We start from the raw sequence: 14,754 nt of genomic DNA on the forward strand, positions 1-14,754 counted from the left end.
TCCTCCACTAGCTGCCTTTTGCCTATTTGTGCTCAAAAACATCGGGCAGCGGTTAATTACAAGGTGGCGCTTTAGGTGCTGAGCACTACAAGCCAAATACCACCTTTTCGCTTTTAAGTGATTTCTCCATACCAAAGGCAAGACCTAAGGCGATGACTAGCGTGGCGACAGTTGATACAACTAACTGGGTCACTGGTAGCGCTTGGCCTTTAATAAATGCCATTAGTGCTTGTTGCTGACCTGATACTGGCAGCCATTGCAACATATCGGGCGCGATGTTGTAGCTTGCAGCCATCGACAGCGCGATTGGTACAAACAGCACCATGGTTAGGTATGACTGCGCTTCTTTAAAGGTTTTTGCCATAAATGACACGAACAGTTGCAGAGTTGCCGCTAGCAGGGCTACTGGCGCACCAATGGCGAACATCAAGCCGATAAAGTCCATCGAGATGTTGACGCTAAATCCAAGCTCATGCCAAGGCACAAAGGTGTAGGCGACTTTGGAGATAAGCATGATGAGTATTAACCCCAACATAGCAAAGCAAGTCACGGCAATAACCTTACCCCACACTAGCTGGCGGGTGGTGATCGGGTGGCTTAGCAGCAAGGCTAAAGAGTCACGCTCGCGCTCACCGGCACTGGTATCAATGGCAAGGTTCATCGCCGAGATAAACACCGAATAAATCATGGTGAAAATCGCGATACCCAAAATAAACCCACCTTTAGAGTCGGATGTTGCCTGATCGTACACTGTGACTTTAATTGGCGCAGCCACTTGCGGGTTAATACCGCGAGCAATTAAACGCAAGCTGCCCATTTCGAGACTGTATAGCTGTAAGCGCTTTTCCAGGCGACGAATAGACTGCTGCAATTTCTCGTTTGATTGATCGGCAATGACAAATACTTCAGCAGCTTTGGCCTGCGACATGTCTTTGGCGTAGTCATCACTGATCCGCAAGGTGATGTCTTTAACATCTTCGCCTTCGCCGTGGGCGATGCCATTGTTGTCGAGGTAGCGCACTAAATCAGGTGCGTTGTCAGCTTTTTCAATGGTGATTTTCAGGTCTTCTGGGCTAGATAGCTGACCGATCAGCACCATAAACATGCCGCACATTAATAGCGGCGTACCGATGGCGTAGTATAAACCCGCCATGACTGAACGTTTGTCGCGCGCGGCATCAATTAGCTCTTTGCGCACCATAGCAAATATTGTTTTCATTAGGCTGCAATTCCTTCGTCAGTACCAATGAGAGCGATAAAGGCATCTTCTAGTGAGTCTTTACCTGTTTGTTGGCAGAGTTCATCTGGGCTACCAATAGCCACAACCTGACCTTTTGCCATCACGATAACGCGGTCACACAGTGCGGCGACTTCTTGCATCACGTGGCTTGAAAACAGCACGCAGTGCCCCTGACTTTTTAGCTCCAGCAAGATGTCACGCAGCAAGCGCGTACTCATTACGTCGAGCCCACGGGTTGGCTCATCGAGGATAATGTTGCTTGGCTGATGAACGATTGCCTGAGCAAGCGCGGTTTTCATGCGTTGACCCTGAGAGAAACCTTTACAGCGGCGGTCGGCAATATCTTCAAGATTAAGCTGCTCAATCACTTTGGCAGTGGCAGCTTTGGCATCTTTGCGCCCCATGCCACTTAGCTCGGCAAAGTAGCTGATGTACTCTCTTGGCGTTAAACGCTCGTACAGACCAAATGGGTCAGGGAACAAACCAAGTTGTTGCTTTGCGCCAATAGGATCTTTAGCGACATCAATATCATCAACGCTTGATACGCCAGCATCTGGTTTTAATAGGCCGAAAAGCGTGCGTAAACAGGTGGTTTTGCCGGCACCATTTGGGCCAAGCAATCCGGTAATTTGACCATTTTCAGCGCTAAAACTTAGGTTATTAAGCGCCTGCACATCGCCAATCTTCTTCGATAAATTCTCTACTTTAATCATGACTATTCCTTATCAGCGGTGGCAGTAGTTGATGTGCTAGTGTCGCTATCTGTCACCAGCTCGACTCCATTGGCATTAAGATAAAAGCTGCGGCGTACATCTTTATTAAGGCAGCTGCCATCAATGCTCATTACGTCTGCGGTGTCGACTAGCTCGGCAATGAGGTCGTTGCCACAACTTTGATACGCGACACCATGTGTCGCATACGGGGCGATAAAGTGCTGCGCATTGCTTAGCTGCTCAGTAGCCATTGCGCCCCAGTTGGGTGGCGTTGCAGGGTCAATTTCGCCCGATAGCAGTAGTGTTGGAATGTCGCTGTTAATTGGCGCGCTAAAGCTGTCGTCCATTAACGGCATTTGCCACACATCGCAGGTTTTCTCTAAACCATCAAGCATGCTGCCGCTCATGTAAGACACCTTGGCATCTTTACGCATTTGCTCAGTCACCCGGTGAATATCTTCGCTACATACCACGCTGGCGTGCATACCCATAGCGATACCTGTGCTGTCTGCGGTGAGAGCGTAAAGGCCTAAAATTGGTTGGAAGTCATCTTGCTTCGCCTGATGAATCGCGTGTGGCAGCAGTGCGCGGGTTGTTGGCGAATACATGGCCATACGAATTGCACCGTTAAATTTGCCGCGAGTCATGAGCAAGGTTTCTGGCGAATTGGTTAGTGGGTCGCGAACTTGCTCCGTGATAGGCGCGTTGGCAAGCTTGTTGTCAACATCGCGAAAATCTTGCTCAAGATCAGGGAAGGTTTGCTGACATGCCTGATTGTTGCGGCAATCGCTGAATAACAGGTTCAGGCCGCGTTCAATGGCGCCGCCAATGGCGATTACGCTTTGTTGCATCGGCACTATACCATCAAGGGTGACGGTTTTAAGCGCTTGCGGGTAGTGACGCATGTAAAGCTGCGCCATGCGGCTGCCGTAAGAAATGCCATAAAGATGCAGTTGCTGATAGCCAAGGTATTCACGCACTGCTTCAAAGTCTTTTAGTGCGGTTACGCTATTGTACTGGCTGATATCTGATGGGTTGTTCTTCGCTATCTCATCAATACAGGCTTGGGTCGACTCACCTAAATTCAGCTCATCATCGTTGAACGACAAGGTAAACATGGCGTCATCTTGGCATTGAAGCTGGTTTGATTGACCTGTGCCGCGTTGATCAATCAGCAAGATATCGCGCGTTTGACGAACCTTAGTCAGCATGCGGTCGAACCCAGCTGCGTTTTCAATCGCTGATTGCCCCGGGCCGCCAGCGATAGCAAGTAGCGCCTCATTTGGGTAAGAGTTCTTGATTGCAGGCAAAATGGCAAAGTGAACATCAATGTGTTTGCCATCTGGCTCGTTTGGATTTTCAGGTACGCTGATCTTGCCGCACTCGAGCTGCTCAGCCAAACCATCTAGGTAGCAAGACTGGGTTTTTGCAGTACTCTTTATCGCGCCATTGGCTTTAGTGTCGTCAGCAATCGAAGTTGGTGTATTAGTCGGTGTATTAGTGGCTTCATTCACCGCCGCGGTCTTTGGCTGAGCTTCATCTTTTGTGTCAGCGCCAGTGCTTACATCAGCCCATAATAGCGAGCTAGTAGCCAACCCCATTGCTAGCGTCAGCGTCTTTAACCCCTTAGCTACAGCGCGCTTGGGCGTAGTAGTAACAGCTTGTGATGCCGTTGCTTGGGTGAATAACGTCCTGTGGTTCATGGTGCATTTCCTTTTTGCAATTCAGGATGATTATGTTACCTTACACTAAGTGTATGGGTGTATCAATGTATTAATACAGTTAGGCTAATGTTAGAACTTATCAATGTCAACCCCAGTAGTGGGGAACCAATTTACCGCCAGTTACATGATCAAATCGTGCGATTGATTGTGGGTGGGCAAGTTCAGCCCGACGATACCCTGCCATCAGTTAGGCAAATAGCGGAGCATTTAACCGTGAACCCGATGACGGTTTCGCGAGCGATGCAGCAGTTAGTTGAGCAAGGGTGGGTTGAACGCCGCCGTGGTCAACCCTCTCGTATTGCTCACCGCGATGTGCCTGAGTCCAGCAATAGTCAGAATTTACTTCAGCCTCAAGTGACTGCATTAGTTGAGCAGGCAAGCCAGCTTGGGGTAAAACAACAAGACTTGATTGAGTTAATTCGCGAGCAGTGGCCCCAAGACTGATAAATTAGTCACCGGCTTTTAAGCCTCGCGCAGTGAGTTATAGCAGCAACCATTTTTCAACAAAGGATGTCGTTAATGGAACATGAAATGGCAGCGATACTGGATTTTCAGCAGGTATCAAAGCAGTTCAATACCAAGCAGGTAACCAAAACAGCGTTAAATAAGCTGTCGATGACCTTGTATCCAGGCATGGTCGTGGGTTTGCTCGGGCAAAATGGCGCGGGGAAGTCGACCTTGATGCGCTGCGCTTTGGGTATTCTGCCGATTGATAGTGGCGACATCAGCACTCTGGGCGCCAACCCTTTACAGTTATCTACCACGGCTAAAAGCCAAATAGGTTACGTGCCGCAGCAACCCTTTGGCTATGAAGGCTTTACCGTTGAAGGCGCGCTTGAGTTACACCGCAGCTTTTACCCTGATTGGGATGCCGAGCTAGAGCAAGACTGGCTGGCGCGCTTTGATTTAGATATTAAGCAGTCAGTACAAAAGCTATCTGTCGGTCAAAGACAATCTTTGGCGTTAATTATGGCGATGGCCTATCGTCCTAAACTGCTGATTTTAGACGAGCCAGTTGCCAGTTTAGACCCAGCAGCAAGACGTAAGTTTATGGGTGACTTGTTTGACTTAGCCCTAGATTCTGGTGCTGCAGTGCTGTTTTCGTCGCATATCACCTCAGATTTAGAACGAGTTGCCAGCCATGTTGCCATGATTAAAGATGGCGAATTGGTGCTGTTTAAAGAAATCGATGATCTGCGTCAGGATGTCAAACTACTCACGCTTACCGATGATGCAGCGTTGCGTGAATTAACTGATGAGATGCAGATATTGAGTCAACGCTCTGGTCGCTGGGTCGTCGATACTCAAACCCCATTAGATGGCGTTGCTGGTGTCACCAATGTACAGGCAATGAATCTAGAGCAGCTGTTTATGGAGCTACATCCATGAGTCGTGAGATAGGCGATAATATCGACAATAATATTGGCGAGGCTCAGCAGTTCACTCCAGCAACAAGAGTGCAATTTAGCCCATTTAAAGGCATGTGGCGCTTGTGGTTTTATGATCTTGGCTGTTTAAGCTTTTTACTGACTGGCGTTGGCGGTTTTTTACTACTGCCGTTTCTGGTTGAGCCTGAAAAAGTCGAAGTCGCAGGGATCATCATTTCAGTGGCTGTGGTGTCAATTTCTATTGCTATTATCTGGCAAATCAATCGCCTTAAAGGTACTGAGTGGAGTCAACTCGTGCCTTATTATCGGCGCAATATACTAGTGCAGTCGGCAACTGTTTATGGAGTGATGTGGCTGTATCTCGTATGTTTTATCAACTATTTAGGCTTGAGTGAAGTATGGCCTAAAGTGATTTCATCTGCCGCGGTTACTATAGTGTTTTTAGCGTTAACTCTGCACCGCAGCCAGCTATTTAACGCAGCGGTCTTAGTGTTTTTTGCCGTGCCTTTTGTTGAGTATTTAAATCCTTATCTGACTACCTTGTTGGCGATTGCCAGCTTAGGCTATGTGCTGCTTAGTAAAAGCGCTTTTGAGTGGCAAGGTGAGGCGAGAGTGACTTACCTTAATGGGATGGAAGCGGGTTGGTTTTGGCTGCCCAGTTTGCACCACAACAAGTTAAGTCAAAAGCTTGAGCAGTGGCTATTTCCGGTCAATTATTTTATGGGACCCGCGCTAGTCGTGGTGATTGTACTGCTGCCATTTATTGCCATTGCGATTGGCGTGGCAACCATGATGTTTGATTTTGATTTTCCACTGCAGTTTATTATTGGGCAAATTGTGGTGATCACTTGCGGTATTGTGCATTGGAGCCGGGTACAGCGTACACGTGCATCAGAAAGCCTGTTTATGTTGCCTTGCTTCAATGGTTTGTCTGGATTGCAGCAAGCCTTTTATCAAGGGCAGTATCGTCTTATCGCGGTGATGGTCACCATCATGCTATTTAGCAGCTTAGTTGACGGTTTGCTTAGTCAAAATCTCTCTTGGCAACTTACCTTACACATTGGCTTAAGTGCTTATTGGGGCTGTGGTTTTGCCCTAGGCGCAGGCTCGGCAAGTCGGACTAGTTTACACATTTCACTAGCCATGTTTATTGTTGGTGTTCACTCAGGTGTGATGTCATTCAGCTTTGTTGACTTTAGAGACGGCGAAAGCTTGCTACCTTGGTTAGTTGCCGATGTGGTTTTAGTGGTAATTGCACAACTATTGTTAATGTTTGGTAAACGCAGACTATGGCAAAACGGTGTTATCGATCGTAGCTGATAACAAATCAACTGAAAAACTGATCTTGCTCAACTGAATTACCGAAAATTGCTTAGTGATCGCCCGCCCTTGATGTAGAATGCCGTCAAAACGGTACACGTGTAAGCTAAAAGGGTTATAGCCGATGTCTTTAGAAAACTACCATGTGGTGCGATTACTGCAGCAACAAAGCCGCGCACTAGGCGATAAGGTCGCGTTAGAGGGCTTTGAAATGTCTGCGCCATGGGCGCAAATCAGCTGGCGTCGCTTTGATGAGATCTCTCACGCTATCGCGCTTGCCCTGATTGAAGTCGGCTTTAATGTACAAGATAAAGCCGTCATCTTATCTGCTAACTGCCCGCAATGGACCTGTGCCGATATCGGCATTCTGAAAGCTCGCGGTGTTGTGGTACCTGTTTATCCAACCAGCACAGTTGAGCAAGCAGCGTATATCGTTAACGATGCTCAGGCGAAAGTGATTTTTGCTGGTGACGACGCTCAGTATAAAATGGCTTGCGAAGTACAAGCGCAATGCGACAGCGTTGAGCACATTGTGGTGTTCAACCGTGAGGTCGAGCTTAACTCTGACAAGCATATTCATCTTGATGAGCTTTTAGCTCGTACCTTTAGCGCTGCAGATAGCCTGACTCTGACTGAGCGCCTAGGGCAAACTTCGCTAGATGACCTACTTACACTTATCTACACCTCTGGTACAACAGGCGATCCGAAAGGCGTTATGCTGGACTACCGCAATATCGCATCAACGATTTTGCAACATGACCAAAAACTTGCTTTTAATCCTGGTGATGTGTCACTTGCTTTCTTACCGCTTTCGCACGTATTTGAACGTGGTTGGAGCTTCTATGTGTTATGCCGTGGTGGTCACAACGTTTACCTAAACGACACTAACCGTGTTAAAGAAGCCATTGCTACTGTGCGCCCACATACCCTTTGTGTAGTGCCGCGTTTCCTTGAGAAGGTATATAGCGCCGTACATGACAAGGTGGCAAAAGCGCCTGCAGTACGTCAAAAGCTATTTGGTTGGGCGATTAATGTTGGCACCCAGGTGTTTGAAGTCGGCCAAAATCGCGCTCAAGGTAGCCTTGGTTTGTCACTGCAACACAAGCTGGCTAACAAGCTAGTGTTTAGCAAGCTACAGCAAGTACTGGGCGGACGTTTGAAGTTTATGCCATGTGGCGGCGCGGCACTTGACCATAACGTAGGTAACTTCTTCCATGCTATTGGTGTGCCTGTATTGTGCGGCTATGGCATGACGGAAACCGTAGCGACTGTAACCTGTAATACTCTAGACAACCGCGTGCCTGGCTCAAATGGTCAGCCGCTGCAGGAAACTCAGGTTAAGCTGGGTAAAGATAACGAAATCATGGTGCGCGGCGATACCGTCATGCGTGGTTACTACAACCGCCCAGAAGAAACCGCTGCAGTATTTGAAGATGGTTGGTTAAAAACCGGTGATGCGGGTCGCTTTGACGAGCACGGTAACCTATACGTAACCGACCGTATTAAAGAGTTAATGAAGACTTCAAACGGTAAGTACATTGCGCCGCAACGTGTTGAAGGTAAAGTGGCGTGTTGCCCGTTTATCGATCAGGTTGCGATTGTGGCCGATGCGCGCAACTATGTGTCAGCCTTGATTGTACCGGCATTTGAGTCACTCGAAGCTTGGGCGCACGAGAAAGGCATTAAGGTTGAAAACTCACTAGAGTTACTACGCCACTCTCAAGTTGTTGAACACTTTGAAGCGCGCCTAAAAGAGCTGCAAAAAGAGCTTGCAGGCTTTGAACAAATTAAAAAGTTCACCTTGTTGCCTGAAGCTTTCTCGGCTGAGAAAGGTTTGATTACGCCAACTATGAAGCTGCGCCGTAAGAACATTTATGCCAAATACATGAGCGAGATTAACGCCATGTACGGCAAAACTTACTAACGTTAGTTGGAGCGTAAGTTACTTGAAAGGACGTGCAAGCACGTCCTTTTTTATTGCCTACAATTTGCAGATGTTTCGCACGATTTAGTGGGCAAACAGTGAAATCTAGAGTGCCACCAAGATACATAGAGGTTAGCGATGGAAAAACGAGATTATAAAAAGCTGTTGAGTGAGTTTTACAAAGCGTCTGCCAAGAAAGTGGTGGTGGTTGATGTACCTGCAATGAATTTTCTCATCGTAACCGGCAAAGGTGAACCTGGTAGCGAGTCGCACCAGCAGGCGATTGAAGCCCTGTATAGCGTGGCCTACACCTTAAAATTTATGATCAAGAAGTCTGAATTAGCTATCGACTATGGGGTAATGCCACTTGAAGGTCAGTGGTGGGCAGATGATATGAATGATTTCATCACGGGCAATAAGCAAAACTGGCAATGGCAAATGATGATCATGCAACCTGAGTTAATTACTCGCGAGTTGGTTGAGCAAGCCATGCAAACGGTAGCTGTCAAGAAAGACTTACCTGCCTTAGATAAGGTACAGTTTCAATCTATTGCCGAAGGGAAGTGTGCGCAAACCCTGCATGTGGGGCCGTTTAGTGAAGAGGGGCCAACCGTTGAGCGCGTACATCAGCATATTGAAAGTCTAGGCGGGCAGTTGAGTGGTCGCCATAAAGAGGTGTACTTGTCTGATATTCGCCGCGCTCGCCCTGAAAACTGGAAAACCATTATCCGTCAGCCGTATTCAGCATAGCAATGTGCGCTTTCAGATCTGTCTCTAGAGCTGCCAGCACAGTCATTAGCGTTTTCCCATAGTCACTGAGTTGTCACTTTTGTGTTTTAAGCTGGGCTGAGTCATATATGTATGAGGCTTGGCAGCAATAGTTCCTAAACTAGTTAGCCAAGATAAGCGGCCTAGTGAAGAAACTCAAACGCTACCAATATGAGCGCTACGCAGTGCTGTGTAAAGTGGTCTACAAGCGCGACTTTACGCCGTTCAAGCTTGGGTTTGATAGTGAGCATTATCATCAAGTTGCCAACCGCTGGGGGCATATTTGCGCAAGAATACTGTGGCAACCCAAGCGCCAAGAAGTGCTGGTGGTGTTTCGAGGTTCGCAAACATTCAATGAGTGGTTTATTAATCTAAGGTGCTGGCCTAGCAAGCATATATTCCGCGGTGGATTTTATAATGTGCACTCGGGTTTTAACTATTTGTTAGAGCAACAAGCTAATCCTCTCCCGCCAAATTATCAAAGCCATGAAACCGTATATCAACAGTTGCAACAAGTGCTTGCCCCATTAATCACACAAGGTAAGCGCATCACCTTAACCGGGCATTCATCAGGCGGCGCTATGGCAGTATTGGCGGCCGATAGGTTAGAGCGATCTTACCCTGGCGCAATTAAGCGCGTGGTGACTTTCGGTCAGCCGTCGGTTGGCTTTCGCAGTTTTGCCAAACACTATTTACTGAGTAGACGAACCTATCGTATTTGTTGCGATTTAGATGTGGTGACTTTTCTGCCGCCTTTACCTGGGATCTACTTTCATGTGGGAAAAATGTTGTGGCTGCACAATGAGCGCATATACGACAACATTCATCCCGTTAACCGCTTTATATTAAGCCTTGTTAGCTGGGTATTGTCGCCGTTTACTTATCATTACATGCACAAATACATCAGAGATAAGGACTTTTTTGATGATATTTAAGCCTTGCTCTACAATGCCCGCAGCATTATTGAATAAGGATATGTACTGTGACGACTCAATTTTCTCTGGATATTACCCCGCGCTTTTGTGAAACCGATGCTTTAGGGCACATCAATAACACAGTGATCCCAGTGTGGTTTGAAGCAGGTCGTGAGCCGATTTTTGAAATCGTTAATCCAGGGCAAGATTTAACAAAATGGAACATGATCCTTGCTGGCTTCAACATTACCTTTGCCGCGCCAACCTTCTACGGTAAAACTGTAACAGTGAAAACCCACGTAAGCCGTATCGGTAACAGTAGCTTTGTTATCACCCAAAGCTGCTGGCAAGAAGGTAAAAAAACTGCTGAAGCGCAAACCACTATGGTGCACTACAACTATAAAACCGAGAAAAGCGAGCCATTATCGGAGCAGGTAAAAACTCAGCTAGCCCAATTGACGGGCGAGTAATAGTGAAGGGTTAATAGCGGCGAGCAGTGAGTAGCTATTTCTAGGCTGCCAACCGAATAAAAACGGCTTTGTTAATTATCAGATTAACAAAGCCGTTGTTGTATCTGCGCTTTAATCTACCCGCGTTTATACCAATTAGGATAAATGAGTGATCAGATATTACGCAGGAAAAATCGCTTAGAACAAGGCGCAAATTGCAGCTAGCTAGTTGTTCTACCTACAAAATTTGCAAAGAAGTTATAAGCGATTTTAACCAGTAAGAATGATCACATTCTTATGCTAATTGGTATTATGCTTGCTCATGGGTTTTGAGTGCATCTAATAGCTCAGGTGAAATATCAGCTTTTTGGCCTGTCTTAAAGTTAAACATCACTATTTTTGCCCAACCTTGAGTGGTCACAGCTTGCTGCGATTTACTGTAAACATGGTAGTGCATGGTAAAACGGTCTTGCTGAATCTCGCTCACGCTAACGCCTACTACTAGGTTGTCTGGGTATATCACTGGGCGCTTAAAGCGAGCATTAGTTTCGCTTACTACGGGGCCAATACCTGATTGATGCAAGTCTTTGAGAAAGTTGATTTGGGTGAAAAAGTCTAGCCTTGCGGTTTCAAAGTAACGAAAGTAGTTGGCATTGTTCACATGTTGCAGGGCATCCATTTCACCCCAGGCGACAGGAATATGGGTGTGAATTGGGTACTTGGCAATAAATTGTTCCATGATGCAGTCCTTGGCTTAGCTTCTAGCTTAGTTATTAGCTTAAGTTCTTAGTCTTGTAGAATTCGTTGTCGATAATACGACAAGTAAATTATTCAAACGGTCGTTTTGAATAAATAATCTACCAATAAGTTACTTTTACAACAACCACTAAAACGCGATATGTTAAAGGCTTGTTTATCTAGCTGTTAGGAACAGTCGTGCTTAAATCCTTGCCCAACTTTAAAATTGTTGCTGGTCGTGCTTTAGTTGCTTCATTCTTCGAAACCCTGCTGCAACCGCTTAAAGTACTTAGAGATAAACTCTCAATGTCGCAAAAACTTTATTTGGTGGCTCTGATTATCTTGATTACCACTCAGTCATTAGCCTGGGTAGGTATTTTCAGCGTGATAGGCATGGCAATTGAGTTTTGGCCTATCTTCGAGCGTATGTGGCATAGCCTAGCAGGCAAAGCGTTTTTCTTGCTGTTTTATGCGATAGTTGCCAATTTTGCACTAGCCACTGCTGGCAGTGTAGTAAATGAGGTTGTTGGCGTTTCTGCTAGCCACTTTAATTACACTCATAACTTCGCCATTTTGCTTTATATCCCTAAGTGGATAATTATCACCAGTTGCTTTGCACTGATATTGATGCAGATGTTGCTGCCTGTTTACGCATTTTGCGTGTGGTTGCTTCAGATGATGGGAGTTAAATTTAAGCGCCTAACCGATCATCAAGATTATCATCGAATCACTTACTGGGTTCGTTTGGTGTTAGCCTGGGTGATCATGTATCACTTACTCATGTTTATCGGCGTAAATGATTTAGATGACGATGGACACGAAGAGGCAAAGCAAGTTCAATCTGAGCTTGTGCAGCCCTCTGAAGACCACGAGCAAACTAAAGTCGCCGTTAATACTGGAGAGTCAAAGGATGAGCTTGCACAAGACAACCAATTAGGTGAGGTGCAGGTGTTAGCTGATTCAGATGAGAAGCGAGATGATACGGGGCTGGTGGTGATTAACTCTGATCTTGCGACCGATGAAATTCAGTATCAGGTGATTCGTGATGACTATTTTAACGCGGTGCGAGAAGCCATTGCCGTTTTTGCTTTTTATCTAGAAGCCGATAGTTTCTCTCGTTGTAGTAAGGCGCAGAATAGTAAGGTGATGGAGCTCAATGATTATGAGTTTTTAGAGATAACTCCAAATAACAAGGCAAAGTATGGCTTTGATTTTGAAGTGAAGAAATGCGTATCTCCGGCATTTCCTGCGAGTTAATTAACGTGAGGCTCAATACAAAAAACGACCGCAAGCGGTCGTTTTGTTTTTAAGTCTGTTCTCTTTTATCACCCGAATCTTAGGCGTTAAGAACGCAAATTTATTAGCCTAATTGCAGCTCGGCAAAGTTACTAATCGTTTTAAAATTGCCAGTACGCTGCGCATCGTCACGTACCATTTGGCAAGTTACCATACCTGCAGACTCAGCGGCTTTTAGCTCCTCAACTACGTCTGACACAAACAGAATTTGCTTAGGCGTCAAGCTGATGGTGTTGCAAATATTGCTGTAGGCCTGCTTGTCTAACTTGTTACCGGTGCGAGTATCAAAGTGGCCGTTAAATTTAGGTGTTAGGTCGCCGTTATCGCTATGGGTAAATAACAGCTTTTGGGCATCAACCGAGCCTGAAGAGAAGCTATATAAGCGCACATTGTGAGCCTCAAGCTTTGGTAAAAACTCGATAAAGTCTGGGTAAATATGGCCAGTAAACTCACCTTGGTCATAACCTTGCTTCCAAATTAAACCCTGCAGGGTTTTCAGTGGCGTGACTTTACGGTCTTCATCAATCCAAGATTCTAAAATCTCAATAACACGTTCCAGATCGGCATCTTGCTCTAGGGCAATGTCTTTCACGTCGCTAATGCAGTAATCAACAAGCACATTGTCTTGGTTTTGTTTAATGAATTCAGCCATTGCTGATTTGGAGTATGGGAATAATACATCCTGAATAAAGTTTAAATCGGTAGTAGTACCTGCAGTATCAACAATGATTGCTCGAATACTCATAGTGTGTCACGACTCCAAATAACAAAGTTTGCTTAGCCTCGATCCTATGCTTTATTAGCCTTTATGGCTAGTGAATTTGTTGCTCGTTAGTTGAGGATTTATAGATAAACGTATTTGTAATGCAAGTTGATGAGTTACAAAGGAATAGGTTGCTTAAGATTTGTCCTATTGTATTTGAGCTGTTAGGTTAGCATTTACTAATTCAAGCTAATCAAGCTAACTTTAGGAGCCACATGATTACTTCATCATATCGCTTGTCATCAACGCTGATGCTTTTAGGCATGCTATTTATTGCGCTGCTGTTCATGCCGCAGGTTCTTGCCGAGCCAACATCGAATATTCAGCAGCATGAAGCTTATCCTAAGCCGATACAGCAGGTATTGAGCGTTGCGTCAGAGTTATTTACTGAAAAAAGCGCTGACTTTATGGTGAGCTTACCCCACAACTATCAGCAAAATTCAGCTAAGTCCTATGTGGTGATGCTTGATTTACACCCACGCTCGCACTTGTTGCACACAGGCATGCACGATTGGATGAGTCACAACGGTGGCTGGCCTTGGTTAGAAACCATCATTATAACTGCACCCGATGGGCATCAGGGGTTAGGCAAATTAAAAGAGTTAGCCATTGAAGAAAAGGGCAATCAGCAACTGTTGGACTTTTTCGAGCAAGACTTGTTGCCAGCAATTGATCGCACTTATCGTACTAATGGCTTTAAAATCTTAAACGGCTTTACCGGTAACGCAGGGCTTGGTTTGTATACCCTGATTAATCGCCCTGAGCTATTTAACGCTTATATCGCTGCTAGCCCAGTGCTGAGCCGTGACTTTGGTTATGTGCTTAAAGATGCCCCTGAAAAACTCAAAAACCTCAAACTAAAGCAGCAGCGGTTCTTGTTTGTATCAACTAGCGATAGTGGCTACGAGCAGGGTCAGTTGCCGTCGTTTGCTGAGTTAGAAAGTCTTCTTAAACAAGCTGATGACTCGATGCTTAACTATAAGGTGCAAAGGTTTGATGGCAGCTATTATATGACCCAACCTGTGTTGGCAACTGCTATGGGTATTGAGATGATCTTCAATGATATCCACAACACAGTGCAGCCAGATTCTGAACTCGGTAAACAAGGGGCGCAGGCGATATTAGCGCACTATAAAACCTTGTCGCAGCAAGTCTACGGCTTTGAGGTGTCAGCGGTTGGCTCGCTAACAGCATTGGCGCAGTCGCAATTTACCGCAGATGCCGAGCAAGCTATTGCTACGCTAGAACTTGCCATTGCCAACTACCCGACTAATCCACACGCTTTAGCCGCGCTCGCTGAAATCTATATCGAGTTAGATAATCAAACCAAAGCCAATAGCTTATTGCGCCAAGCCATGACCCTGACCGAGCATCCATTTTGGCTTAATAAATGGGGTAAGTTGGTGAAAGAGTAAGTTTCGATAGCCGCTTAATTAGCTTTGATAATTCTTTCTGCAATATTATCTAGTTAAGGTATGATACATCAGTAGGTTAGGGCATTTTGCGTACCCAGAGTT

General features: G+C 45.9%; 14 protein-coding genes. 9 read left to right on the forward strand and 5 right to left on the reverse strand.

Annotation, left to right across the window (positions count from 1 at the left end):
* Window positions 1-85: 85 nt before the first annotated feature.
* The 3 genes from EXU30_RS10720 to EXU30_RS10730 are packed head-to-tail and all read right to left on the reverse strand — an operon-like array spanning window position 86 to window position 3,656.
* The gene (locus EXU30_RS10720; RefSeq protein ID WP_130599913.1) at window positions 86-1,219 is read right to left on the reverse strand and encodes an ABC transporter permease; all 1,134 of its coding nucleotides are present in this window, start codon (window positions 1,217-1,219) and stop codon (window positions 86-88) included.
* Window positions 1,219-1,953, reverse strand: coding sequence for an ABC transporter ATP-binding protein (locus EXU30_RS10725; protein WP_130599915.1), 735 nt, complete (start codon window positions 1,951-1,953; stop codon window positions 1,219-1,221). The genes EXU30_RS10720 and EXU30_RS10725 overlap by 1 nt, the downstream gene beginning before the upstream one ends.
* Before the next feature lie 2 nt (window positions 1,954-1,955).
* Complete coding sequence (locus tag EXU30_RS10730) at window positions 1,956-3,656, reverse strand: alpha/beta fold hydrolase (protein ID WP_242620194.1); 1,701 nt, start codon at window positions 3,654-3,656, stop codon at window positions 1,956-1,958.
* Between the two features lie 87 nt (window positions 3,657-3,743).
* Between EXU30_RS10730 and EXU30_RS10735 the strand changes: the two genes are divergently transcribed.
* From EXU30_RS10735 to EXU30_RS10765, 7 genes are all read left to right on the forward strand, one after another.
* Window positions 3,744-4,121 (forward strand): GntR family transcriptional regulator, encoded by a 378-nt coding sequence (locus EXU30_RS10735; protein ID WP_130599917.1) that lies wholly within the window; start codon window positions 3,744-3,746, stop codon window positions 4,119-4,121.
* A 75-nt stretch (window positions 4,122-4,196) separates the two neighbouring features.
* Entirely contained in the window at window positions 4,197-5,066 is an 870-nt protein-coding gene (locus tag EXU30_RS10740; RefSeq protein WP_130599919.1) for an ABC transporter ATP-binding protein, read from the forward strand.
* Window positions 5,063-6,385, forward strand: coding sequence for an ABC transporter permease (locus EXU30_RS10745; RefSeq protein ID WP_130599921.1), 1,323 nt, complete (start codon window positions 5,063-5,065; stop codon window positions 6,383-6,385). Before EXU30_RS10740 ends, EXU30_RS10745 begins: the two co-directional genes overlap by 4 nt.
* Window positions 6,386-6,509: 124 nt before the next feature.
* Entirely contained in the window at window positions 6,510-8,309 is a 1,800-nt protein-coding gene (locus EXU30_RS10750; RefSeq protein ID WP_130599923.1) for an AMP-dependent synthetase/ligase, read from the forward strand.
* A 138-nt stretch (window positions 8,310-8,447) separates the two neighbouring features.
* A complete protein-coding gene (locus tag EXU30_RS10755) occupies window positions 8,448-9,059 on the forward strand; it encodes a GyrI-like domain-containing protein (protein WP_130599925.1) in 612 nt (203 codons plus the stop codon).
* A 164-nt stretch (window positions 9,060-9,223) separates the two neighbouring features.
* Complete coding sequence (locus EXU30_RS10760; protein WP_130599927.1) at window positions 9,224-10,012, forward strand: lipase family protein; 789 nt, start codon at window positions 9,224-9,226, stop codon at window positions 10,010-10,012.
* A 47-nt stretch (window positions 10,013-10,059) separates the two neighbouring features.
* Window positions 10,060-10,461 (forward strand): acyl-CoA thioesterase, encoded by a 402-nt coding sequence (locus EXU30_RS10765; protein ID WP_130599929.1) that lies wholly within the window; start codon window positions 10,060-10,062, stop codon window positions 10,459-10,461.
* Window positions 10,462-10,750: 289 nt separating this feature from the next.
* On the opposite strand, the gene EXU30_RS10770 is transcribed toward EXU30_RS10765, so the two are convergent.
* Window positions 10,751-11,179 carry an acyl-CoA thioesterase gene (locus EXU30_RS10770; RefSeq protein ID WP_130599931.1) on the reverse strand — a complete coding sequence of 143 codons (429 nt, stop codon included), beginning with the start codon at window positions 11,177-11,179 and terminating at the stop codon, window positions 10,751-10,753.
* Window positions 11,180-11,376: 197 nt separating this feature from the next.
* On the opposite strand from EXU30_RS10770, the gene EXU30_RS10775 reads away from it, so the two are divergent.
* Window positions 11,377-12,435 (forward strand): hypothetical protein, encoded by a 1,059-nt coding sequence (locus tag EXU30_RS10775; protein WP_130599933.1) that lies wholly within the window; start codon window positions 11,377-11,379, stop codon window positions 12,433-12,435.
* Between the two features lie 103 nt (window positions 12,436-12,538).
* On the opposite strand, the gene mtnC is transcribed toward EXU30_RS10775, so the two are convergent.
* Window positions 12,539-13,219, reverse strand: a complete 681-nt coding sequence (gene mtnC / locus EXU30_RS10780; RefSeq protein WP_130599935.1) for an acireductone synthase — start codon at window positions 13,217-13,219, stop codon at window positions 12,539-12,541.
* Between the two features lie 233 nt (window positions 13,220-13,452).
* Between mtnC and EXU30_RS10785 the strand changes: the two genes are divergently transcribed.
* The gene (locus EXU30_RS10785) at window positions 13,453-14,652 is read left to right on the forward strand and encodes an alpha/beta hydrolase-fold protein (RefSeq protein WP_242620195.1); all 1,200 of its coding nucleotides are present in this window, start codon (window positions 13,453-13,455) and stop codon (window positions 14,650-14,652) included.
* Window positions 14,653-14,754: the final 102 nt, after the last annotated feature.

Origin of the sequence: Shewanella maritima (assembly GCF_004295345.1) — a bacterium.
GTDB classification, from domain to species: Bacteria; Pseudomonadota; Gammaproteobacteria; order Enterobacterales; family Shewanellaceae; genus Shewanella; species Shewanella maritima.